The following is a 23627-nucleotide window of genomic DNA, read 5'->3' on the forward strand; positions in this document are numbered from 1 at the left end:
TTACTTCCATTTGGTGATGGTGATGCGGGTGCCCTTGCCGGCTGCGCTATCGAGCACGAAATCGTCCACCAGCCGCCGGCTGCCGGACAGTCCCAGCCCCAGGCCACTGCCAGAGGTCCAGCCGTCGGTCAGTGCGAGCTCCAGGTCTGCAATGCCCGGGCCCTGGTCGCGGAACGTCAGCTGCACGCCCTTGCGGATGCCGCTTTCAACCAGCGCCCAGTCCATGTCGCCGCCACCGCCGTAGATCACCGTATTGCGCGCCAGTTCGCTGGCCGCGGTGACCAGCTTGGTTTGATCGACCAACCGCAGCCCGCATTGCACCACCAGCTTGCGCACGGTCTGCCGCGCCAGCACCACATCCTGCTCGGTGCGTACCGGTTGCGAGCCGACCGTCATGGAGCCGCATCGGGTTGTTGCAGCAGGCGCATGCCGCGCTCGACATCGAGCGCGGTGCGCACCGACGGCAAGGTCAGCCCCAACTCCACCAGGGTGATCGCCACCGCCGGCTGCATGCCCACCACCACGGTTTGCGCGCCCATCAGCGTCGCCAGCCCGGAAATGGTGCTGATCATGCGCCCGATGAACGAATCGACGATATCCAGCGCGGAAATGTCGATCAACACGCCACGCGCAGAGGTGGCGCTGATCTTCTCGGACAGGTCGTCCTGCAGTTGCAGCGCCAGTTGGTCGTGCATGTCCACCTGGATGGTGACCAGCAACAGATGGCCCATCCGCAGGATCGGAATACGTTCCATGTCAGTCTGCCTTGCTGACGGTCACGCCGGTGCGCTTGAGCGCCAGCGCCAAGGCATCGGCCAGGTTGGCCTTGGTCACGATCCCCTGCAGGTCCAGGCCCAGATGCACGATGGTTTGCGCAATCTGCGGGCGCACGCCGCTGATGATGGCGTCGGCCCCCATCAGCCGGATCGCGGTCACGGTCTTGAGCAGATGCTGTGCCACCAGGGTGTCCACGGTGGGCACGCCGGTGATGTCGATGATGGCGATTTCCGAGCCGGTGTCGACAATGCGTTGCAACAGCGACTCCATCACCACCTGGGTGCGCTGCGAATCCAGTGTGCCGATCATCGGCAGCGCCAGCACGCCGTCCCACAGCTTCACCACCGGGGTGGACAGCTCCAGCATCTCTTCCTGCTGACGCACGATGATGTCTTCGCGGGTCTTCTGGAAAACCTTCACGGTGTACAAGCCCAGGCGGTCGAGCAATTCCGACAACGCCCACAACTGCTGGCCTAGTTCTTCCGGGGTACTGGCGTATTCGCGCTGTACCAGCGCGAACAACACGCGCTTGAGCGAAAAGATGAAGTTGGCGGTTTCCTGCGAATCGAAACCACGCGTGGCGCGGTCGCGCGAGAGATGTTCCAGGAAGCGACGCACCTCGCTCCATTCGGCACTGTCCAGGCTGCTACCGTCGTGCTTCAACGAGGCCACCAGCAAGCGCAGGAATTCGCCGGCCTGCGCTTCGAATTCCTGCCGCGACAGACGCGCATCGTTGCCCAGGCTGGACTCCAACCATGCGGCCAGCAACGCATGTTCCTGGCCACCAATCGCATCGATCGAGCGCTGCTGCAATGCCACCATGAGATCACCCACCAAAAGAAAAGAGGTTGGGCATGCGGGCTGGACTGCGCCCTGACCGACGCGGCGCCCCCACGCCGATGCGCAGCAGAATAAAGCAATTCAGATTGACCAACCAGCGAGCCAACCTGTAGCAGTCATCCGCCCACGGGCGCAGTGTGACATTGCCGCGCGCATGCCGAACGTGCGCCGGTCCACGCCTGCGGACATGCGCCGCGCCAGCGCGCGTGCAAGGCAACACGCCAACCGGTCGGCGTGGAATCACCCCGGGCCCTGGCGATGGCCGATCGACGGCGCGTCGCTGCGTTTTGAGCCTGCAGCGATGCTCTTCCGATCGGCATTGCCACTGCCATGGCGAGCTCCATCAGGACACTGGAGACCAAACAGGATCAAACGCCGCAGAAACGGCAGTGCGTAGCGCTGCGCCCTGCGCCTGCACGCAGGGCATGCACTTGCGTCATCGCCCTGCCGACGGTGTGGCGGCACGTCCAAAGCGGGAGGGTGTGCCGGCATGAATGCCGCCGCGTTGCACAAGAGCAATGAGCGTGTTCTTGACGCCGGATGCAGCGCCGCGCATCCAGCGTGGCGCCCGAACGCACGCCACGATCGCCAATGTCCACCCACCCCGGCGACAAACGCCGTTGGATCAGGCCGATCGCCGCCCTATAGTCCGTAACGCTCCACCGCATCCAGATGCGGCTGCGGATCCTGGCCGCAGGCCTCGGCAAGCCGCAGCCAGCACATCGGATGCGACCAGCGCGAGGTCGTGCATCGCAGGACGCGATGCAGTTCCTGCGGGGCGACGTTTTCCGGAAGCGCCACGGTGAACAACACGCCCGGCAGTCCGGATGTTGCATCCTCCGGGTCGAACGCGTCCGGATGGTCCGGGTCGACCACGCGGTAGTCGTCGCGACTGTGCAGCCACATCTTCCAGCCGCGCATTTCCAGGTCTGCACGCATCGCCTCGATCACCTCGTCGCCAGGATGCACGCCGTCCACCAGCCAGCTATTGGCATAGCCACCCGGTTGCAGCACATGCACCTGCGCGTAGGTCGGCACGAAACGCTCGCGTTCGGCTTCGTCTTCCGGCGGCGGATACAACAGTTCCGCGTCGAACACCACCCAGTCGCCGACATGCTGGCGCCGATGCGCAGGCGCGTTTTCGACGATGCGTGCAGTGACCGGGCCGGTGCGGCGCGCGTAGTACTCGGCCATTTCGCCATCATCCATGCAACGAATGATCACCCAGCCCCAGGTCTCTTCGACTACGCCGCCGGTGCTGCTCAGCTCCATGCCAATGGCCTGCGCAGAGGCACGCACCGCGTCCCAATCCTGCGCCGCACTGGCCGCCGTCATGTGATCCCAATGCGCAGAACGCGGTTCTTCCAGCAGCTCGGTAAGTTGCCGATAGACCGCGGCGGCCTCGGCAAACCGGCCGGTATCGAGATACATGCGCGCCAACAAGCCGCGTGCGCCGTGCGAGCCGGGCGATAGCTCCAACAGTGCCGTGCAGGCCTGCTCCAGCGCCGGCCAGTCGCCCAGCCGCTGCGCCAGCTGCGCCTCGCACCACAATGCCGCCACCGGCGCCTGTGGGCGATACAGCTGTGCCAGCCGGCGCACACCGGCTTCATCGCCGCGGCCCAGCAACAGATTCATCAGCCGGAAGGTGGGGCTGGTTTCGCGATCGGCATGCCGCTGCACGAATGACCACAGCAACGCGATCGCTTCCTCGTCGGCCGCACAGGCACTCAAGGCAGAAGCAGTGGTGTCGACAAGCTCGGCATCGTCCGGACAGTCAGCGACGGCCTGCAGCAACCACTGCGCTTCGCGCTCGGGATTGCGCACCACATCATCGCCCTGCGCGTTCAACCATTCCAGCAACTGCGCGGCAGCGACCGGTGACTCCTCGCCCGCTGATACGGCCGCGATGCGCGCAGCCCAACCGTCCAGCGCCAGCGTGGCACCACGGTCCTGTCGCAACTTGGGCAGATGCGCACGTGCAAGCGCCAGATGCCTGCGCGCGGTCCACACCGCGCCGCGTTGCAGCGCCAGTCCGATCGCAAGCTCGGCCGCTTCGATCAGGATGCGATGCGCGCCAACCTGCGCGTAATGGTCGAGCATCTGCTGCACGCGGCTGCCCAGGTCCCAGCTATTGCGCTCGGGCGCGCGCGCCACCAGCACCGCCACCGCACGCAGCCAGTGCAGGCGATAACGCGGCGCAATCTCGCGCCATGGCAGCAACGCTTCCATGGCTTCGTCATCGCGCTGCAACAGCGCCAACGCGCGTGCCTTCTGCAGGCGCCGCGGCTGGCTGCAATTGGCCCACTCGGCACCTTCGCGCGCGGCGTCGCGTTCGCGCTGTTCCACCAGCGCCAGCGCTTCCTGCGCACGCCCAAGCGCAAGCAGGATCGAGATGCGCATGTCCGGCACGCCGTCGTAGATTTCGCCGCCATGGTCCAGGATGGCCTGCGACTGCTGCTCCAGATACTGCAGCGCCGCGTCACCGCGCCCGTCGTCGAGCAATGCATCGGCTTTTTCGCAGCTCAGGCACTGGTAACACGACCAGCTCGGGTCGATGCGGCCCAGGGTTTCGTCGCACACTTCGATACGTTCTTCCACCCAACCCGGGCCATCGATGTTGGCATAACACGCGGCCAGGTCCTGGGTCACGCAGACCGATTGCGGGCACTCCACTGCGTCGGCGCGATGCGCACGCTCGAACAGCGCCACCGCATCGCCCAGCGCACGCTCGCCTTCGCACAGGTTGCCGACCCGGTTGCGCATTTCCCAATGCCCGACAAACACCTCCAGCCACGGGTTGGCCAGCGTCTTGCCCAGCGCACGTGCCTCCGGCAACAAGGCCTCGGCGCGGTCGATCTGCAGATCGCAGATGTGGTCGGTCAGGCGCGTCAGCAACTGCGCATTTTGCGGCTGCCCAGCTTCGCCCAGATCGTCCTGCAGTTTTTCCACCCAGTTCCAGATTTCCATCGTGCCGCTCCTGCGATGCGGCGCTTCAGCGCGCCAGCAATTGGGTCACGGTCTCGGCGAAATCGCCGAAGGCCTTGTTGAGATCGGAAACACCTGATTCGGTGCTGCCCGGCTGCGGCTGCGTACGCCCCTGCGCCGCGACGATCACCTTGAGCGCACGCAGCAAGCGCGCCGCCACCGCGGCCTGCGGGTTGCCTGCGCGCTGCGCGCCCAGCAAGGCCTGCAGCGCCGGATTATCCAGATTCAGATACAGCCGCTGGGTCTGCCGCGCTTGGATGCGCGCGGTGAATTGCCGCGCCAGGCGCAACGCGGCGGTAGAGACACGCTTGTCGTTTTCGTCCTGCTCCAGGCGGCGTTTGAGCTCGGCCTCGCGGTCGGGCACTACCACCAACGGCAGTTCCTGCGGGCTGAAACGCGCCGGCACCAGCGCTTCGCCATCGCCCAGGTGCTGTTCCAGCCAGGCCAGTTCATCGGCCGGCAGCGTGTCCAGCTGGAACAACTGGCGGTTGCCCTGCTCGGTGCCCAGCTCGACCAGACGCACACCCTTGACCTGCGCCCAGCGCCGCAGAAACGGCACCACCGCATACCGGTTGCCGTAGGCCACCGGCACGCCCATCGCACGGAACAGCATTTCTTCGAAACCGCTGTCGCTGTCGAGGATCACGTGCACCGCACCGCGCGATGGCAATTGCTGCGCCGGCAGATCGCCTTGCGACGTCGGTACCCGCACGTGTTCCAGCAGCAATTCGAACAGGCGCTCATCGCACAGCGCCGCGCCCAGCAGAGCTTCGTTATGACGCAACAGGATGCGTCGCCATGCCTCCGGTTGCTGGCGCGCCACATCGGCCAGGCCTTGCACCAAGGCCTCGGACAAGGCGTGCTGCACCGCGCTATAGACCGTATCGCGCTGCAGGTCTTCGCGGCTTGCGGTAGGCGTCAGCCGATTGGATTCGATCACCCCACCGATGAAGCCCGCCCACGGCGGCAGCAGTTCGCGCGCGTTGTCATCCAGCAACATGCCGCGCAGGAACACCGACAGATTGCGGTTGTCGCTGGTGCCGTAGGTCGCACCGTCCTGCACCCACAACAGGCCGACCGCATCGCTGCCCTCTTCCGCACGCACCGGCATGCAGCACAACGGCTCGAAATTGCGCTCAAAGCGCGCGGCGAACTCGCGTTGCCGGCGCCAGGCCTGCACCGGATGCAACGGTACGGCGTCCTGCACGCGCCACGGCGGCGGCTCGGGATTGATCGGCTGCGTTGCGGCGCCGATCCAGATCGGCTCGCGCAACAGCGCGCAATAGCGCGACAGAATCTCGCGCAGCCGCCCTTCCTGAGCCAACGACAGATAATCGCCGTGTAGTTCCAGCACCACCTCGGTGCCCACCTGCGCACGCGCAGGAATCGGGCTGACCGTGTACTGCTCGGCGTTGCTGGAGATGTAGCAATAGCCCAGCGTGGGAGACTGGTAGGAGGTGGTGCGCACGGTCACCCGCCGCGCCAGCACGAAGGCGGACAAGAAGCCCAGCCCGAACATTCCGATCAGGCCGCTGTCCTCGTGGCCGCCCTGGCGCAGCCCACGCGTATAGCCCACGCCCACGGTGGCCAGGTAGTCGTGGATTTCCTGCTGGGTCAGTCCGGCACCGGTATCGACGATGCGCACGATGCCTTGCGCGGTATCGGCATGCACCTCGATGCGCGATTGGCCGTCCCAATCGGGTTGTTCCAGACGACGACGCAGGATGGAATCGTGCGCGTTCTGCACCAGCTCGCGCAGCGCCACCACCGGGGTGGAGTACAGGTGCTTGCCGAGGACCGACATCAGTCCATTGAGATCGACGCCTGCCCGGCGGATCTGCGAGGCGTCGGTCGCCTCGGGAGTGGGATCTTGCATGATCGGTCGTCGTTTCCTTGGCGACGACGCCCATCCTCGGACGCGTCCCCCTGGGTGCCAGTGCCAGCCGGAAAGGCTAGCCGGAACCCACATTGCACGCACGTCTCAGTTTGACCCCTGCCCTCCGTTGCGTACAGCGACGCGCACTGCACCGCACGCCGGGTTGACCCACCACGGATCGGTAGCGCTACCAATCCGTGGGTTGCGGAGATTACCGCTGCAGGGTCTCCATCGGCGCCTCATTGAAGTGCTGGCGATAGCCCTTGGCCAACGCCGAACGGCTGCCGACGCCCCAGCGACTGGCCGCCTGCAACACACTGCCGCAGCCGCCTTCGGCCAGCAGTTCGTCGCGGATGCTTTGCATCCGGTAGCGGCGCAGCACCTGCGTCGGCGATAGCCCGGTAGCCGACTTGAACGCTTGCTGCAGCGCGCGCCCGGTGACCCCGATCTGTGCGGCCACTTCGTTGATCGACAGATCCGAGCGATGCGCATTGGTGATCATGTAGCTGTAGGCGCGCCGATACTTGGCCGGCAACCGGGCGGAGATATCGTCGCTGACGTGCGCCGGGGTGCCGCTTTCCAGCAAGCGCGGTGCCTGCACTTCGCTGCGCAGGCACTGCACCGCGCCCAGCGCGTAGCGGTTGTAGAGCAGCAACGCTTGTTCGGTGCGCCCCATCGCCTGGCTGATCTTGGCCTGGCAGTACTCGAACTCCAGGTTCCAGCGCGGCGCATGATGTCGGCCGGCACCGGCCAGCGCACGCTCGGCCAGATCGGCACGGCCCACCGCCAATGCCGCCAGCGCCAGTTCCACCTGCGCGTCCTGACGCGCACACGGCGGGCAGCCGGTGGCTGCGGCCGGCAATGCGTCGATCTGCGCGTCGAAGCCGAAGGTGTCGCCGCCGGCAATACGCAACAGGCTGCGTACATGCCGCATGCGCTGCGCAAGCACCGGCATGCTCTCTGCCAGATCGGCGATGCAGGCGCGCAGGTCGCTGGGCTCGAAGGCATGCGTGGCATCTTCCTGGCGCAGCGTGGCTTGCCAGAACACATGGTCGCTCATGCGGTCGGAGCGACGGATACGCAGCTGCGCAATCATGTCCAGACGCAGCGCAGTGGCAATCCGCAGCCAGTCCGACGCGCCGCTCTCCAGGTCGGCCAGCACCTCGCGGGCACGCTCCAGGGTCTGTAAGGCCAACGTGCTCTGGCCCAGATGGAAGTGGGTGAGCGATTTGCCCAACAGGCTCTCGCCGCACAGGCTGGGCGGCGTTTCGCGGTCCATTGCCAACTGCGCGAAGCAATTCAACGCCGCGCTCAGGCGCCGCTGTCTCAGCATCAACCAGGCGGTGTTCCGGCACGACAGCAGGCGCAATTGGCGCTGATGCCCGCGCATGGCCTTCAAGGCCTGCCGATACGCATCTTCGGCCTCTTCCTGATATTCCAGGATCAGCAACGCATCGCCGCTGGCACCGAACAAGCTGACCTCATCGTCGGCGCCATCCGCTGCGCCCTGTCCGTCGCGTCGCTGTTGGAGATGTTGCAGTCCCTGTGGCCAAGCACCAACCAGCATCCTGCTCGTATAGGTAGGAAGACGTTCTGCGTATGACAACGCAGAGATCGCTGCAAAGTAGGTGGAAAGGATCATGCCGGTCTCTCTCTTTGGGGGGCGGAGCAAAAGACAACAGGCGCCGAACTCGCTGGCGCAAACGATTGTATGCAGCGGATCCAATAGAATTTCCCTCTGAAAGCCATTGAAAAAATCAAAAAAGCTCACTCTGTCAAACAACCATGTGATGCGTTTTCTCCCGACGCAAAGCGCATTTGCACATCGTTGGCATTGTCGTACGCCAGACATTTCGCGCCATCCGGTTGAGTATTGATATCGCCGGTCTACGCCAATCCCCAGGCACAGTCGGACAACGTCTGCGAACGCGCCGCTTCCATGCGCATTGATGGTCATCGGCGATGTTCAACACGATGCACCGTGACTGTACGGACACGTACGCCGAAGCGTTTTTGATCGCGAGAAGCGGGCATGCCACGAAGGAAAATCGCTGCTGACCTATTCCAGCCGCGCGCGATCCCACGACCAATCGCAATAGATTGGTCTAGACCTCGGCAACCGGATGCCTCTGCCCGCGCGCGTCGGTCCATGCTTACTCGCTACTGCATGACGCGCATGGCGCAATTGCATGCGTCCCAGACATGCCCGCTATGTAAGAGCTCTGTTACGTCTAAATGAGCGCGAGTTAAAGCCGATGTCGACAAATCCGAAGACGCGTACGCAAGCGTGAAACTTTTGGTCTCTGCAATGGTACATACCATTCGTCCAGCTCCACTGGACTCTCCCCCGCCAACCGACTGGTCCGACGATGCAGCGATCTTTGAAGATGGATTTTGTCCTGGCATTGGCCGACCCGCACCGGCGCCCGTCCCATGCGTGGCTTGTACGCCGACACGCGAAGGCCGCCTGAATGAACGACCACTCCCCCTCCAATGCCGGATCGGTGTTCCTGTTGACGCAGGACGCGCGCCTGACCTCGCAGGTCAACGCCAGCCTTGCACCGCTCGCACGCAACGTCTCGACGTTTTCCGATGAACTGGAGCTCCTGCGTTCGCTGCGGCACTCGCCGTGCGAGCTGCTGATCTTCGATGCCAGCTGTGTCGCCGCCGATGACAGTTCACTGCTGGCCTGGCAGCGCTGCCATAGCGGCCAGCCCACGCCGCTGATCGTGCTTGGCCGTTTCGATTGCGCCGACAACATTCTGGCCTGGTATCGCGCAGGCGCGCAGGAGGTCCTTGCGCTGCCTTTCAATTCGCATGAGTTGCACGTGCGCGCGGCCCTGGCGATATCGCCGGTGGCGCATGCCTGCCCGGAGACGCAGCACCTGAGCGTGGGTCCCTACAAGCTGATCCGCGATGAAAATACCGTCTACCTGGAAGGCAAGCCGATCGCGTTGACCGCACGCGAGTTCTCGATTGCCTGGCTGCTCTTTTCCAGCCCCGGCGTGTGCTTCCGGCGTTGCCAGCTGGCCAAGGCGGTCTGGGGCAGCCATACCGAATTCACCGACCGCACCATGGAGCAGCACATCTACAAGTTGCGCAAGAAACTGCAGCTGAGCGGTGACAGCAGCGCGGTGCGCATCAGAACCGTCTATTCGCACGGCTACAAGCTGGAGCTCGCGTTGCACGATACCGAGGCAACGACAATGAGCAAGGCCGTTAGCCCAAGTCTTGGCCCTGCACATCACGCAGCCGCCTGCTGAGCAAGCGCACCGCTGCAGATGCGATCTGCGAGCTGCACTGCGCAGTCTCGCCTGCGTGACAGCGAAGGGTGCTTGATGACAGGACGGGCGTCGGCACGCCATCGACGACGGAGCGGCCTGCACGCGCACCCGGCCCGCAAGCTGTGCCGTCATTCAAGTTCTGCAGGTACCGGCCATGCGACTGGCTGCATCGTTCACTGCACAGCGTGGGGTGCACGCTGATCGGCGTTGAGCGACGTCGCTGCATCCGTGAGCAGGCGTGGCAGCGACGAATGCGGCGCTGCCTGCTGCGCCGGGACTGTCCAGCGAAACACGCTTCAAGCATGTCGCTGTGTCTCCGCCGTCCATCTCTGGGGATCGGATGCGGACGCCCACTCTGCAGAGCGCAGACTTGGCAACTCTCACGCACGCAGGCCGTGACCTTGCGCCTATGCGCCATACGCAATGGCACGATTGGCACATTCACACACGACAACGGCGCAGGGAACTCCTGCGCCGTTGTCCGCTTTCATAACGCGCGAATTACTGCTTGGGGTTTTCGCCATACTGGTTCGGGCCGGGCGTGCCTTCGATGCACATGAAGACCAGCAACACGAAAGCACCGACGTACGGCACCAGGCTGATCAGATAAAACCAGCCGGACTTGTCCTGGTCGTGCAGGCGGCGCACCGTGACTGCAATACCGGGCACGATCAACGCCAGACAAACGATCACCATGACCGCACAGATCAGCCAAGCCAGCGCACCCGGGCCGTTCTCGTTCCCCATCGCCACTGCCGCGACGGCGAACAGGCCGCCAAACACGAACAGCACCAGGAGCTGCATCAGCGCGAACATCCAGTATTCCTTGCGGCGCGAGCGACCGTTGAAGTCGGCGTAACGCTTGAGCGGCAGCAACATCCATTCCATCGTGATTCTCCTGAAAACGCAGTGAGTGGTGTCTGTGGTCCGGTGCACAGTGCAACGGGCCGCGCATGTTGCCATAGCCCCACTCTTTCTGAAAACGCTTTCTCGACAACCAACTACCAAATCCCGGCGTTTGTCCGACAAACGGCTTGCGGGCGTCAGGCCGCCCTGCGACGCATGCCATGCGCGCCTCCGCAGCACGTCTGAAAGGCACGCAATGACCTCTGCACTCAGCGTTTCTTGAGGGTGGCGGCACGGCCGCACCGGTGGTGACCAAGCCGGACGATCATCGATGGTCGCCCGGCAGCCGGCCGAGACGATGGCAGCAGGCTGGCCCCGGACATGGCAAAGACTTCCGACGCATTCGTAGGCCGCCAACCCGGCCTATCGCAACATCCGCGCGGTGCGCGGCTTCAGTCGGCCGCCGCTTCCAATGCCTGGCTCAAGCGCTCCACGGCAATGATTTCCATGCCCTTGATGCTGGTGGTCTTGGGCGCATTGGCGCGGGGCACGATGGCGCGCTTGAAGCCATGCGTCGCCGCTTCCTTCAGGCGGTCCTCGCCATTGGGCACCGGGCGGATTTCGCCGGACAGGCCCACTTCGCCGAACGCGATGGTCTTTTCGGACAGCGGCCGGTCGCGCAGCGACGACAGCACCGCCAGCAGCACCGGCAAATCGGCCGCGGTTTCCTGCACGCGGATGCCGCCCACCACATTGACGAACACGTCCTGATCGCCCACCACGATGCCTCCATGGCGATGCAGTACCGCCAGCAGCATCGCCAGCCGGTTCTGCTCCAGACCCACCGCCACCCGACGCGGGTTGGACAACGGCGAGGCATCCACCAGCGCCTGCACCTCCACCATCAGCGGGCGGGTGCCTTCGCGGGTGACCATCACGCAACTGCCCGGCTGCTGGGTGCTGCCGCCGGACAGGAAGATCGCCGACGGGTTGGAGACTTCCTTGAGGCCCTTCTCGCCCATCGCGAACACGCCCAGTTCGTTGACCGCACCGAAGCGGTTCTTGAACGCGCGCAACAGGCGGAACCGGCTCCCGCTCTCGCCTTCGAAATACAGCACCGCATCGACCATGTGCTCGAGCACGCGTGGCCCGGCGATGCCGCCTTCCTTGGTCACATGGCCGACCAGAAACACCGCGGTACCGGTTTCCTTGGCGTAGCGCACCAGCCGCGCTGCGCTCTCGCGCACCTGGCTCACCGAGCCTGGCGCTGCGGTCAACGATTCGGTCCACAAGGTCTGTACCGAATCGGCCACGATCAGCTTCGGTCGCGCCACGCTGGCGTGCTGCAGGATGTTTTCGATGCCGGTTTCGGCCAGGGCGTTCAGGCCTTCCAGCGGCAGGTCCAGGCGCACAGCGCGCCCGGCCACCTGGGCCAGCGATTCCTCGCCGGTCACATACAACACCGGCAACGTGGAGGCCATGCTCGCCAGCGCCTGCAACAGCAGCGTCGACTTGCCGATCCCGGGATCGCCGCCGATCAGCACCACTGCACCTTCCACCAGCCCGCCACCCAGCACCCGATCGAACTCGCCGATACCGGTGGACACACGCGCCTGCTCGGACTGCTGCATGTCCTTGAGCGCGGTGATCTTGGGCGCCTCGGCCTTGCCGGCCCAGCCGCTACGCCGCGATGCCGCTGGCGAGGCCTTGCCGCCCGGCGCGGCGCTCTCGAGCACGATTTCGCTCAGCGTGTTCCAGACACCGCATTCGGTGCACTGGCCCTGCCACTTGGTGTACTCGGCACCGCACTCGCCGCAGACATAGGCCGTTTTCGCCTTCGCCATCGCTCTTGCCCATCGTGATTGAAGCAGCAGGATAGTGGCTGACGGTCTCAGTGTGCGCGACGCAGGACTTTGCGGATTCGGGATTCGGGATTCGGGATTCGGGATTCGGACAAGTCGACGATTTGCTGATGCGCAGTGCAAGCGATTGACCAGCTGCGCCCACACAACGGCGGCATGACCGGTGACGACCGGCCATGCCGCTTGGATTCCACTGATCCCACGTCGGGCAACGACGTGGGCGTGTGCCACTCAGCGCGCCTTGTACAAATCGCTCAGGCGATCTGGCTTGCCGGCGATGCGCTCCAGATGCGGATACAGCAGACCGCCGTGGTAGTCGATACGGACGGTTTCGTAGCGGTCGCCGCGCTTGACCAGCAGTTCGATCGGTGCAGTGGTGCCCTTGGCCGCCTTGATCGCATCCTTGATCACATCGGCGCTGAAGGCGCGGCCGTTGACGGCCACCAGGGTATTGCCGTTGATGATGCCGGCATTGAATGCCGGGCTGTCCCACAACACCTCGTTGACTTCGCCCGAGCCCTCCAGCGACAGGCCCAGCGAATAGGTCAGGCTGACGTCGTTTTCGTTGCTCTCGTAGGTCTTGATGGCCAGGTTCGGTTCGTCGTTGTAGACCAGCTTCCAGCCATTGGCTTCGATGCCGCCATTCAACGAACCGTGCCCGTCCATGCGCTCGCGCAACAGGCTGGCCCAGTCGTAGGCGGCCACGCCGTTGAGCGTGCTGACGATGTCGTCGAAGGTATACGGATTGACGTCCCAATCGCCGTTCTTCATGCCGAAGAACGCCTTGGCGAAATCGTCGATGGAACGCTTGTTGTTGGTGAGCGCGCGAAGCTTGCTATCCACTTCCAGCCACATCATCTGGCCGCCGGAGTAGTAGTCCTCGCTCATCTGGTAGCTGCGGTATGCCTTGGGGCGCCGCATCGACATGGTCGGGTCGTTGGTGGTGTCCTGCACCGTGCGCCAGGCCATGCCGGGGCGGCCGCGCTCGTAGGTTGCCGCCACGCCCGCCAGCATGTCGCGCGCCTGGTCCTGCGTCCACAGGCCGGAACGTGCGGCCACCACTTCGCCCCAGAACTGGGTCTGGCCCTCGTACAGCCACAGCAGGCTGTCGCCCATCGGCACGTTGAAGTTCGGCGTCGCCAGGTCGGCGCCACGGCGGTACTTGCCGTTCCAGGAGTGGTTGAACTCGTGCGCCAGCAGGTCGCGCATGGTCCAGCTCTTGTCCCACTCGGTGAAGTAATTCGGCGGGCCGCTGTTTTCGCTGGAACGGTGATGCTCCAGGCCGATGCCGCCCAGCTTCTTGGTCAGCGCCAGCAGGAATTCGTACTGGTCGAAGTGACGCGCGCCGTACAGCTTGTCCATCTGCTGCACCAACGCGGCGTGTGCCTTGATCTGCTCGGGCTTGGCCTCCAGCGATTTGGCTTCATCGGCGAACACGTTGAGGTAGACCGGCTGCTTGCCGTTGCTCAGCTCCACGCGCTTGTAGTACTTGCCGGCGAACATCGGCGAATCGACCAGGTCGTCGAAATCGATCGGCTTGAAGCTCACCGTGTCGCCGACGCGGCGATCGGTTTCCAGTGCCGTGGCATAGCTCCAGCCGGCCGGCAGCGTGACGCTGGCCTGCGCCTTGATGTTGCGCGCGAAATAGCCGGCCGGGTACAGCGCCGTGGTGTTCCACTGCAGGTTGAGCATTTCCGGGGTCATCATCACCCGGCCCTGGTTGCCGGCCTGCGGCGAGAGGAACTTGAACTCGGCCGTCAGCTCGGTGGCGCCCTGTGGCACGTCCACCTTGAACGCATAGACATCGAATTGGTCGCGTTTCCAGGGCACCACCTTGCCATCGACCTTGATCACCAGACCGGCGAGCTTGTCGATCGGTCCGGTCGGCGAATGGTTGCCGGGAATCCACTGCGGGTACAGCAGCGTCATCGGGCCCGGCTTGGCCGGCATGGTCGTCTTGACCTTGAAGATGCGGTGCGCCAGATCGGTGGCGTCCACGTCGATCTTCAAGGTGCCGTCGAACGGCACGTCCTGCGGCGGTGCGGTTTGCGCAGCCGCCGGCAGCGACAACGCCGCCAACAACGAAACGGACAACAGGGTGGGCATTTTCATCGCAACTCCGCAGGTGACCTGGACAGGCAAGCCCACGATGCTAAGCGCCTGCCTGTGCTTGACCGTATGCCATTGGTCATGCTGCGGGCGATTGACGCGTAAAAAAAAGGCCGCCAATCACTTGGCGACCTCTTCTTCAACATTGCGGCGATTCGGCGTGTCGCCGTCTCAATGCATCATGTTGACATTCATGTTGTGCAGCACCCACAGCGAGCCGACGATCACGATGCCGATGATCAGCAGCGAGAACAGGCCCACCTGCACGTTGGAGCGCTGCTCGGGCGTGCGGTCCATGTGCAGGAAGTACACCATGTGCACCAGCATCTGCACCGCGGCCATGACCGAGATCACGACGATGGTGACACCCTTGGAGAACGCGCCGCTCATCACCATCGCAAACGGGATGACGGTGAGGATCACGGCCATCACAAAGCCGATCAGGTAGGACTTCAGGCCGCCGGCATGCGCATCGGCAGCGGTATCGGTGTGGTGGTGATTGGCCATTACAGCGCTCCCAGCAGATAGACGACGGTGAACACACCGATCCAGATTATGTCCAGGAAGTGCCAGAACAGGCTCAGGCAGGCCAGACGCGTGCTGTTGCGCGCGGTCAGGCCGTTCTTGGAAATCTGGATCACCAGCACGGCCATCCACAGCAGGCCGGAGGCCACGTGCAGGCCGTGCGTGCCCACCAGGGTGAAGAATGCCGACAGGAACGCACTGCGACCCGGGCCGGCACCCTCATGGATCAGGTGGTTGAACTCCCATACTTCCATGCACAGGAAGCCGATACCCAGCAGCGCGGTGACGGCCAGCCAGCCGTACAGGCCGCCCATCTTGCGCTTGTGCGCGGCAATCATCGCAAAGCCGAAGCTCAGGCTGCTGAACAACAGCAGGAAGGTTTCCACCAGCACGAACTTCAGATCGAACAGCTCCTTGGCGGTCGGCCCGTCCACCGTGGCGCCGGAGAGCACCGCATAGGTGGCGAACAGACCGGCAAACAGCAGGCAGTCGCTCATCAGATAGACCCAGAACCCGAAGACGGTGTTGCCACCGCCGTCGTGATGCTCGTGGTCGTGATCGTGGCCGCCCGCGTGGGCGGCGTGGTCAAGCGTGGTCGAGGAAGCCATGGTCATACCACCTTCGCGGCCTGCGCCGCCTGTTGCTGTTCGAGCAGGGCGAAACGTGCGTTTTCGATGCGCTCCACTTCGTCGGCCGGCACCCAGTAATCGATGTCGTCATCGAAGGTGCGCGCGATGAAGCTGCCGATCATGCCCACCAGGCCGATGATGGCCAGCCACCAGATGTGCCAGATCAGACCGAAGCCCAGCAGCACACTGAAGGCACCGATATAGACGCCAGCGCCGGTGTTACGCGGCATGTGGATCGCTTCGTACTTGGACGGACGCACCCAGCCCTTGCCATTCTGCTTGTCGGCCCAGAACTGATCGCGGTCGTCGATGTGCGGCAGCACGGCGAAGTTGTAGAACGGCGGCGGCGAGGAGGTTGCCCATTCCAGCGTACGGCCATCCCACGGGTCGCCCGTGTAGTCCATATGCTCCTTGCGCTTCCACACGCTGTAACCGATCTGCACCAGGTTCAAGAAGATGCCCATGCCGATGATGGCAGCACCCACCGCGGCCACGTACAGCCACGGCGCCCACTCGGGGTGGTTGTAGGTGTTCATGCGACGGGTCATGCCCATGAAGCCGAGCACATACAGCGGCATGAAGGCCACGAAGAAACCGATGATCCAGCACAAGAACGAGGCTTTGCCGATCTTCTCGTTGAGCTTGAAGCCGAACGCCTTCGGGAACCAGTAGGTCAAGCCCGCCAGGTAACCGAACACCACGCCGCCGATGATCACGTTATGGAAGTGCGCGATCAGGAACAGGCTGTTGTGCAGCACGAAGTCCACGGCAGGAATCGCCAGCATCACGCCGGTCATGCCGCCGATGGTGAAGGTGATGATGAAGCCGATCGTCCACAACACCGGCGAGGTCATGTGCACGCGACCGCGGAACATGGTGAACAGCCAGTTGAAGATTTTCACGCCGGTCGGGATCGAGATGATCATCGTCGTGATGCCGAAGAAGGCATTGACGTTGGCACCCGAGCCCATGGTGAAGAAGTGGTGCAGCCACACCACGAACGACAGCACGCCGATGCACGAGGTGGCGTACACCATCGAGGTGTAGCCGAACAGGCGCTTGCGGCTGTAGGTCGCAATCAACTCGGAGAAGATGCCGAATGCCGGCAGGATCAGGATGTAGACCTCCGGGTGACCCCAGATCCAGATCAGGTTGACGTACATCATGGCGTTGCCGCCACCGTCGTTGGTGAAGAAGTGCGTGCCCAGGTAACGGTCGGCACCCAGCAGCGCCAGCGCCACGGTCAGGATCGGGAACGCGGCGATGATCAGGATGTTGGTGATCAGCGCAGTCCAGGTGAAGATCGGCATGCGCATCAGGGTCATGCCCGGCGCGCGCATGCGCATGATCGTCACGAAGAAGTTGATGCCGGTCAGCAACGTGCCTAAACCGGACACCTGCAGCGCCCAGATGTAGTAATCGACACCGACCCCAGGGCTGTACTCCAGCCCCGACAACGGCGGGTACGCCAGCCAACCGGTCTGCGCGAATTCACCAACGCCCAGCGAGATGTTGATCAGCGCCGCGCCGGCCACGAACAGCCAGAAGCTCAGCGAGTTCAGGAACGGGAACGCCACGTCGCGCGCGCCGATCTGCAGCGGCACGATCAGGTTCAACAGGCCGGTCATGAACGGCATGGCCATGAAGAAGATCATGATCACGCCGTGCGCGGTGAAGATCTGGTCGTAGTGATGCGGAGGCAGCACGCCTTCGCCACCGCCGCCGGCCAGCGCCTGCTGGGTGCGCATCATCGCCGCGTCGGCGAAGCCGCGCAGCAGCATGACCAGCGCCACGATGATGTACATCACGCCGATGCGCTTGTGATCCACCGAGGTGAACCACTCTTTCCAGAGATAGCCCCACAGCTTGTACTTGGTGATGGCGCCCGCGATGAGCAGGCCGAGCAGGCCGGCACCACCCAGCGCGACCATGATGATCGGCTCGTGGTACGGAACTGCCTCGATGGTGAGTTTGCCTAGCATCACTTGTCTCCAGAAGTGCACATGGCGACCGGCTCCGTAGCCGATGCCTGATGGTCGCCGTGGCCCTTACTGTGGCCCGGACCATTCATGTATTTGTCGACCAGCGAGCGGAACATGCCGTCCTGCACCGACGAGTAGTAGGTGACCGGATACTGTTCCTTGTCGTTGCGATTGGCTGCCAGCACCTGGTACTCGGCAGCGTTCAACGCGGTCGGCGATGCCTTGACCTTGGCCACCCAGGCCTCGAAGCCGGCCTGATCGACGGCGTGCGCCTTGAAGCTCATCTTCGAAAAGCCGTGGCCGCTGTAGTTGGTCGACAGGCCGAAGTATTCGCCCGGCTCGTTGGCCACCAGGTGCAGCTTGGTTTCCATGCCCGCCATGGCGTAGATCATGGTGCCCAGGTGCGGGATGAAGAACGAGTTCATCACCGTGTCGGAGGTGATCTTGAAGTTCAGCGGCGTGTGCACCGGGAACGCGATCTCGTTGACGGTGGCGATGTTCTGGTCGGGGTAGATGAACATCCACTTCCAGTCCAGCGACACCGCTTCGATGTTGATCGGCTTGACGTCCGAATCCAGCGGCCGGTACGGGTCCAGCGCGTGCGACGAGCGCCAGGTCAGCACCGCCAGCACCAGGATGATCACGCACGGGATCGACCACACCACCACTTCGATGGCAGTGGAGTGCGACCAGTCCGGCTCGTAGCGCGCCTTGGTGTTGGATGCGCGATATTTCCACGCGAACGCAATCGTCATCACGATCACCGGGATGACCACGATCAGCATCAGCACCACCGAGGTGATCAGCAGTTGCTTTTCGTCGTGGCCGATCTGGCCTTTCGGATTGAGGATGGCCGAGTTGCAGCCTGCCAGCAGCAGGAAGGGCAACATCAGACCTGGACGAAGTAAACGCCCGAGCTGTTTCAGCGGAATCATCGGTCGATCCAAGTGCGAAGGAACGCCAGCCTCGTTCGTCGTATCGGTCGCGGGATGTTCCCGACGCAGCTGTCTTCCTGGGGGAGATGAACTGCGCAGACCGAAGACACGGGTTAGCGCGCTAATTTTAGTCTTTGCTGCACCTGCACGAAACCCATTGGCAATGATCTGACGCAATAAAAGCGCGCCAATTTGTGCGACATGTTGTCGCAGCGCAGCGCGACGCAAGAATTGCGCCGTTGCGGCCGCCGAACGGGAAGCGCCTGCGCGGCTGCAACACGCGCGGGCAATGCGTGAAACGCGGCACTCGACGCCTCAAAACGCAACTGGGCCGGCACAGGCCGACCCAGTCTTGAAGCGTGGTGCCGGAAATAGGAATCGAACCTACGACCTACGCATTACGAATGCGCCGCTCTACCAACTGAGCTATTCCGGCGAGCCGCCAATTGTAGGAGCGCAGCCGCCCCCGGGTCAATCACTGCAGGCACCGCGTCGCGCCTGCACCGTCATGCCGGAAGCAGTCGCGTCAGCTGACCAGACGCAAGCGCAGCTCCTTGGGAAGCGCGAAGACCATCGATTCCGGCTCGCCTTCCAGTTCGGAGACGCCGGCTGCGCCCAATTCGCGCAAGCGCGCCAGCACGCCATCGACCAGCACCTGCGGCGCAGAGGCGCCGGCGGTCAGGCCGATATGCTGCTTGCCCACGATCCAGGCCGGGTCGATCTCGCTGGCGTTGTCGATCAGGTAGGACTCCACCCCGTCGCGCCGGGCCAGTTCGCTCAGCCGGTTGGAATTGGAGCTGTTGGGCGAACCGACCACCAGCACCAGATCGCACTGGCGCGCCAGATCGCGGACCGCGTCCTGGCGGTTCTGGGTGGCGTAGCAGATGTCGTCGTGGCGCGGCCCCTGCATGGCCGGATACCGAGCCCGCAGGGCTTCGATGATGCCCATGGTGTCGTCCACCGACAGCGTTGTCTGGGTGGTGTAGGCAAGGTTATCGGGTTGGCGGACATCGAGCGTAGCGACCTGTTCGATGTCTTCCACCAGGTAGATCGTGCCCGCCCCGCGCTCGCGGCTCCACTGCCCCATCGTGCCTTCCACTTCCGGGTGCCCGGCGTGGCCGATCAGCACCACGTCGCGGCCGGCCCGGCAGTGCCGCGCCACCTCGAAATGCACCTTGGTCACCAGCGGGCAGGTGGCGTCGAACACCCTCAGTCCACGCCGCTCGGCCTCCTGACGCACCGCCTGCGAGACGCCGTGCGCGCTGAAGATCACGGTGGCATCGTCGGGCACCTCGTCGAGTTCTTCGACGAAGATCGCGCCACGCTGCTTGAGGTCGTCGACCACGAAGCGGTTGTGCACGACCTCGTGCCGCACATAGATCGGCGCGCCCAGCGTCTCGATCGCACGCTTGACGATCTCGATTGCACGGTCGACACCGGCACAAAAACCACGGGGATTGGCGAGCAGGACATCCATGGCGGGCATTCTACGGGAATGAGGGATGCGGGGTCGGACCGGGCGGCATGCGCCTGCAGGCAGGCTTCAGCGCAGATTCCCGGTTCCCGGCTCCTGCTTGCCGGATTTGTCGAACAAGCCGAACACGGCAATTCCGATCGCGCCACCCACGATCGCCGAGTCGGCGATATTGAACGACGGCCAGGTATGGCTGCCGATGTACCACTGGATGAAATCCACCACGTGGCCGTGCATCAGCCGGTCGATCACATTGCCGATCGCCCCGCCGATCACCAGCGCATACGGCAGCGCGCTGCGCCACTGCCCACGCGCGGTGCGCGAGAGCCAGAACGCCAGCAGGCCGCTGATGCCCACCGCCAATGCAGTGAAGAACCATAGCTGCCAGCCGCCGGCATCGCTCAGAAAGCTGAAGGCCGCGCCGGTGTTGTAGGTGCGGTACCAGTTCCAGAAGCCGTCGATCACCGGCACCGGGGTGTACTCGGGCAGGCTGGACAGCACCCAGGCCTTGCTCCACTGGTCCAGGCCGACCACCAGCACAGAGAGCAGCAGCCAGATCAGGGCGGAGGGATTGGGGCGTTGACTCATGTCGAAGGATCGCAGTTGGTGGCCGCTGCTCCGATGCCGGAGAAGACGCCTGGGTGGGAGACAGTGACGGCGGCGGCGTCAGAACCAGCGACGCTGCTCGCCCGGACCTTCGATATTGCTGACGCAACGGCTGCACAGTTCCGGGTGACGCGGGTCGCTGCCCACGCTGGCCTGGTGGTGCCAGCAGCGCACGCACTTGGCCTTGGTGGTCGGCTGCGCACTGACGAAGATGTCGTCGGTGCTGGCTGCGGTCACGGTGACATCGCCACTGATGAACAAAAAGCGCAGTTCCTCGGCCAGCGGCTGCCAGCGCGCAGCGGTCTGCGCATCGGCGGCCACGGTGATCTCCGCTTCCAGGGCCGCACCGATCGCGCCATTGGCACGCATCGGCTCCAGCACCTTGGCCACCTGCTCGCGCAGGACCAGCAACTTGTCGAAATCCGCACTGGTCAATGCAGCATCGGCCGGCAACGGCGCAAGGCCGTCGTACCAGGTGGCGAACAGCACGTTGTCGACATGCTGGCCCGGCAGGTAGCTCCACAGCTCCTCGGCGGTGAAGCTCAACACCGGCGCGATCCAGCGCACGAACGCCTCGGCCACGTGGTACATCGCGCTCTGCGCCGAACGGCGGCCGCGTGCGTCTTCGGCCATCGTGTACAGGCGGTCCTTGGTGACGTCCAGGTACAGCGAGCCCAGGTCCACGCTGCAAAAATTCAGCAGCGCCTGCACGATCTCGGCGAAGTCGTAGCGCGCGTAGGCGGCCACGATCTTTTCCTGCAGCGCGTGGGCACGATGCACGATCCAGCGGTCCAGCAGCACCATCTGGTCCAGCGCCACCAGGTGCCGCAGCGGATCGAAACCATGCAGGTTGCCGAGCAGGAAGCGCGCGGTGTTGCGCAGCCGGCGGTAGGCATCGGCGTTGCGCTTGAGGATCTCCTGCGACAGCGACATTTCGTTGCTGTAGTCGGCAGAAGCGATCCACAGGCGCAGGATGTCCGCGCCCAGCGTCTTCATGATGTCCTGCGGTTCGATGCCGTTGCCCAGCGACTTGGACATCTTGCGGCCGTGCTCGTCCACGGTGAAGCCGTGGGTCAGGCACTGCTTGTACGGCGCGGCCTTGTCCATCGCCACGCCGCTCAGCAGCGAGGACTGGAACCAGCCGCGGTGCTGGTCGGAACCTTCCAGATACAGGTCGGCCGGCTTGGGCAGGCCACGATCCGGAAGCACCGCTTCGTGCGTCACGCCGGAGTCGAACCACACATCCAGGATGTCGGTGATCTTCTCGTAGTCGGCCGCCTCGCTACCCAGCAGCTCGGACGCGTCCAGCGTGTACCAGACATCCACACCGCCCTGCTCCACGCGGTCGGCGACCTGGCGCAGCAACTCGGTGCTGCGCGGATGCGGCTCGCCGGTTTCGCGATGCACGAACAAGGCGATCGGCACGCCCCAGGTGCGCTGCCGCGAGATGGTCCAGTCCGGGCGCCCGTCGACCATGCCGGCGATCCGCGCCTGGCCCCAGGACGGATACCAGTGCACGTTTTCGATAGCTTTCAGCGCATCGGCGCGCAGATTGGCCTGCTCCATCGAGATGAACCACTGCGGCGTGGCGCGGAACGCGATCGGCGTCTTGTGCCGCCAGCAATGCGGATAGCTGTGCTCCATCTTGCTGGCCGCCAGCAGCACACCGGTGCCGCGCAGCGCGTCGATGATGACGTCGTTGGCCTTCCAGATATGCAGGCCGGCCAGCGCGGTATCGCCCAGCGGCGGCGTCGACGGCAGATACACACCGCGCCCGTCCACCGGATTGATCTGCGCGGCGCCATAGCGCTCCAGCAGACCGTAGTGCCTGGAGACCTGATAGTCCTCCTGGCCGTGACCCGGTGCGGTATGCACGGCGCCGGTACCGTCCTCGGCCGACACGTGATCGCCCAGCAGCAGAGGGATCTCGCGTTCTGCATAGAACGGGTGGTTCAGCAGCATCTGCTCCAGCGCGGCGCCCTTGGCGTGGCCGTGCACCACGACCGCATCCACGCCGTAGCGCGCCAGCGCCTTGGCAGCCAACGCTTCGGCGATCACCAGCCAGCGCGGCTGGCCGCGATCGGCCGGGCCTTCCACCAGCACATAGTCCAGCTCCGCGCCCAGGCTCACCGCCAGCGACGCCGGCAGCGTCCACGGCGTGGTGGTCCAGATCGGCACCGCCACGCCCACGCCCGCCGGCAGGCGCGCGCCGAATGCGGCAGCCACTGCACCTGGATCGCGCGCCGGATAGGCGATATCCACCGTCGGCGACACCTTGTCGGCGTATTCGATCTCGGCCTCGGCCAGCGCCGAACCGCAATCGAAGCACCAGTGCACCGGCTTGACGCCGCGGGTCAGATGGCCGTTGTCGACCACCTTGGCCAGCGCGCGGATTTCGTTGGCTTCGAAGCGGAAATCCAGCGTCTTGTACGGGTTGTCCCAATCGCCGATCACGCCCAGGCGCTTGAAATCGCGCCGCTGCAGATCGATCTGCTCGGTGGCGTACTCGCGGCATTTCTGCCGGAATTGGGCCGCGTCGAGCTTGACGCCGACCTTGCCGTATTTCTTTTCGATCGCGATCTCGATCGGCAGGCCGTGGCAATCCCAGCCCGGGATGTACGGCGCGTCGAAGCCGGCCAGATACTTCGACTTGACGATGATGTCCTTGAGGATCTTGTTGACCGCATGGCCCAGATGGATCTGGCCATTGGCATACGGCGGGCCGTCGTGCAGCACGAACAACGGGCGGCCGGCGGCATTGGCACGCAGCTGCGCGTAGAAGCCCTCGCGCTCCCAGCGCTCCAGCATCGCCGGCTCGCGCTTGGGCAGGTCGCCGCGCATCGGAAATTCCGTCGCAGGCAGATGAAGAGTGGCTTTGTAGTCTTGGGTCACAGGAA

Annotated in this window: 17 protein-coding genes and 1 tRNA gene; 1 reads left to right on the plus strand and 17 read right to left on the minus strand. The window is 64.2% G+C overall.

Annotated features, from left to right (window positions below; all coding sequences use genetic code 11):
- From LN450_RS13265 to LN450_RS13290, 6 genes are all read right to left on the minus strand, one after another.
- Nucleotides 1-396: an ATP-binding protein gene (locus tag LN450_RS13265; protein WP_008571097.1), complete on the minus strand. Its 396-nt coding sequence runs from the start codon at nucleotides 394-396 to the stop codon at nucleotides 1-3.
- Entirely contained in the window at nucleotides 393-755 is a 363-nt protein-coding gene (locus tag LN450_RS13270; protein ID WP_003484273.1) for an STAS domain-containing protein, read from the minus strand. The genes LN450_RS13265 and LN450_RS13270 overlap by 4 nt, the downstream gene beginning before the upstream one ends.
- A gap of 1 nt (nucleotide 756) precedes the next feature.
- Nucleotides 757-1599, minus strand: a complete 843-nt coding sequence (locus tag LN450_RS13275; RefSeq protein WP_011346773.1) for an STAS domain-containing protein — start codon at nucleotides 1597-1599, stop codon at nucleotides 757-759.
- Nucleotides 1600-2259: 660 nt separating this feature from the next.
- On the minus strand, nucleotides 2260-4584 hold the full coding sequence (locus tag LN450_RS13280) for a tetratricopeptide repeat protein (RefSeq protein WP_011346771.1): 2325 nt from the start codon (nucleotides 4582-4584) through the stop codon (nucleotides 2260-2262).
- Between the two features lie 25 nt (nucleotides 4585-4609).
- Nucleotides 4610-6478 carry an ATP-binding protein gene (locus LN450_RS13285; protein WP_039416608.1) on the minus strand — a complete coding sequence of 623 codons (1869 nt, stop codon included), beginning with the start codon at nucleotides 6476-6478 and terminating at the stop codon, nucleotides 4610-4612.
- A gap of 211 nt (nucleotides 6479-6689) precedes the next feature.
- Nucleotides 6690-8045: a helix-turn-helix transcriptional regulator gene (locus LN450_RS13290; protein WP_170808546.1), complete on the minus strand. Its 1356-nt coding sequence runs from the start codon at nucleotides 8043-8045 to the stop codon at nucleotides 6690-6692.
- A gap of 904 nt (nucleotides 8046-8949) precedes the next feature.
- Between LN450_RS13290 and LN450_RS13295 the strand changes: the two genes are divergently transcribed.
- Nucleotides 8950-9741 (plus strand): response regulator transcription factor, encoded by a 792-nt coding sequence (locus tag LN450_RS13295; RefSeq protein ID WP_011346768.1) that lies wholly within the window; start codon nucleotides 8950-8952, stop codon nucleotides 9739-9741.
- Between the two features lie 522 nt (nucleotides 9742-10263).
- On the opposite strand, the gene LN450_RS13300 is transcribed toward LN450_RS13295, so the two are convergent.
- The 11 genes from LN450_RS13300 to ileS all read right to left on the minus strand — a co-directional run bounded on the left by LN450_RS13300 (nucleotide 10264) and on the right by ileS (nucleotide 23622).
- Nucleotides 10264-10650 (minus strand): DUF805 domain-containing protein, encoded by a 387-nt coding sequence (locus LN450_RS13300; RefSeq protein WP_008571090.1) that lies wholly within the window; start codon nucleotides 10648-10650, stop codon nucleotides 10264-10266.
- Nucleotides 10651-11060: 410 nt separating this feature from the next.
- Entirely contained in the window at nucleotides 11061-12452 is a 1392-nt protein-coding gene (radA, locus tag LN450_RS13305; protein WP_011346767.1) for a DNA repair protein RadA, read from the minus strand.
- Between the two features lie 249 nt (nucleotides 12453-12701).
- Complete coding sequence (locus LN450_RS13310; RefSeq protein WP_011346766.1) at nucleotides 12702-14582, minus strand: M61 family metallopeptidase; 1881 nt, start codon at nucleotides 14580-14582, stop codon at nucleotides 12702-12704.
- Nucleotides 14583-14750: 168 nt separating this feature from the next.
- Entirely contained in the window at nucleotides 14751-15086 is a 336-nt protein-coding gene (gene cyoD / locus LN450_RS13315; protein WP_003484294.1) for a cytochrome o ubiquinol oxidase subunit IV, read from the minus strand.
- A complete protein-coding gene (gene cyoC / locus LN450_RS13320) occupies nucleotides 15086-15718 on the minus strand; it encodes a cytochrome o ubiquinol oxidase subunit III (protein ID WP_008577121.1) in 633 nt (210 codons plus the stop codon). The genes cyoD and cyoC overlap by 1 nt, the downstream gene beginning before the upstream one ends.
- The gene (gene cyoB, locus LN450_RS13325) at nucleotides 15715-17715 is read right to left on the minus strand and encodes a cytochrome o ubiquinol oxidase subunit I (protein WP_011346765.1); all 2001 of its coding nucleotides are present in this window, start codon (nucleotides 17713-17715) and stop codon (nucleotides 15715-15717) included. Before cyoB ends, cyoC begins: the two co-directional genes overlap by 4 nt.
- Nucleotides 17715-18650 (minus strand): ubiquinol oxidase subunit II, encoded by a 936-nt coding sequence (gene cyoA / locus LN450_RS13330; RefSeq protein ID WP_011346764.1) that lies wholly within the window; start codon nucleotides 18648-18650, stop codon nucleotides 17715-17717. The genes cyoB and cyoA overlap by 1 nt, the downstream gene beginning before the upstream one ends.
- 360 nt (nucleotides 18651-19010) lie before the next feature.
- Nucleotides 19011-19086, minus strand: a tRNA-Thr gene (locus LN450_RS13335).
- Nucleotides 19087-19176: 90 nt separating this feature from the next.
- A complete protein-coding gene (gene ispH, locus LN450_RS13340) occupies nucleotides 19177-20127 on the minus strand; it encodes a 4-hydroxy-3-methylbut-2-enyl diphosphate reductase (protein ID WP_011346754.1) in 951 nt (316 codons plus the stop codon).
- A gap of 66 nt (nucleotides 20128-20193) precedes the next feature.
- Nucleotides 20194-20712 carry a signal peptidase II gene (gene lspA / locus LN450_RS13345; RefSeq protein ID WP_008577115.1) on the minus strand — a complete coding sequence of 173 codons (519 nt, stop codon included), beginning with the start codon at nucleotides 20710-20712 and terminating at the stop codon, nucleotides 20194-20196.
- Nucleotides 20713-20790: 78 nt separating this feature from the next.
- Nucleotides 20791-23622 (minus strand): isoleucine--tRNA ligase, encoded by a 2832-nt coding sequence (gene ileS / locus LN450_RS13350; protein ID WP_011346753.1) that lies wholly within the window; start codon nucleotides 23620-23622, stop codon nucleotides 20791-20793.
- Nucleotides 23623-23627: the final 5 nt, after the last annotated feature.

Origin of the sequence: Xanthomonas euvesicatoria pv. euvesicatoria, assembly GCF_020880415.1 — a bacterium.
Taxonomy (GTDB): domain Bacteria; phylum Pseudomonadota; class Gammaproteobacteria; order Xanthomonadales; family Xanthomonadaceae; genus Xanthomonas; species Xanthomonas euvesicatoria.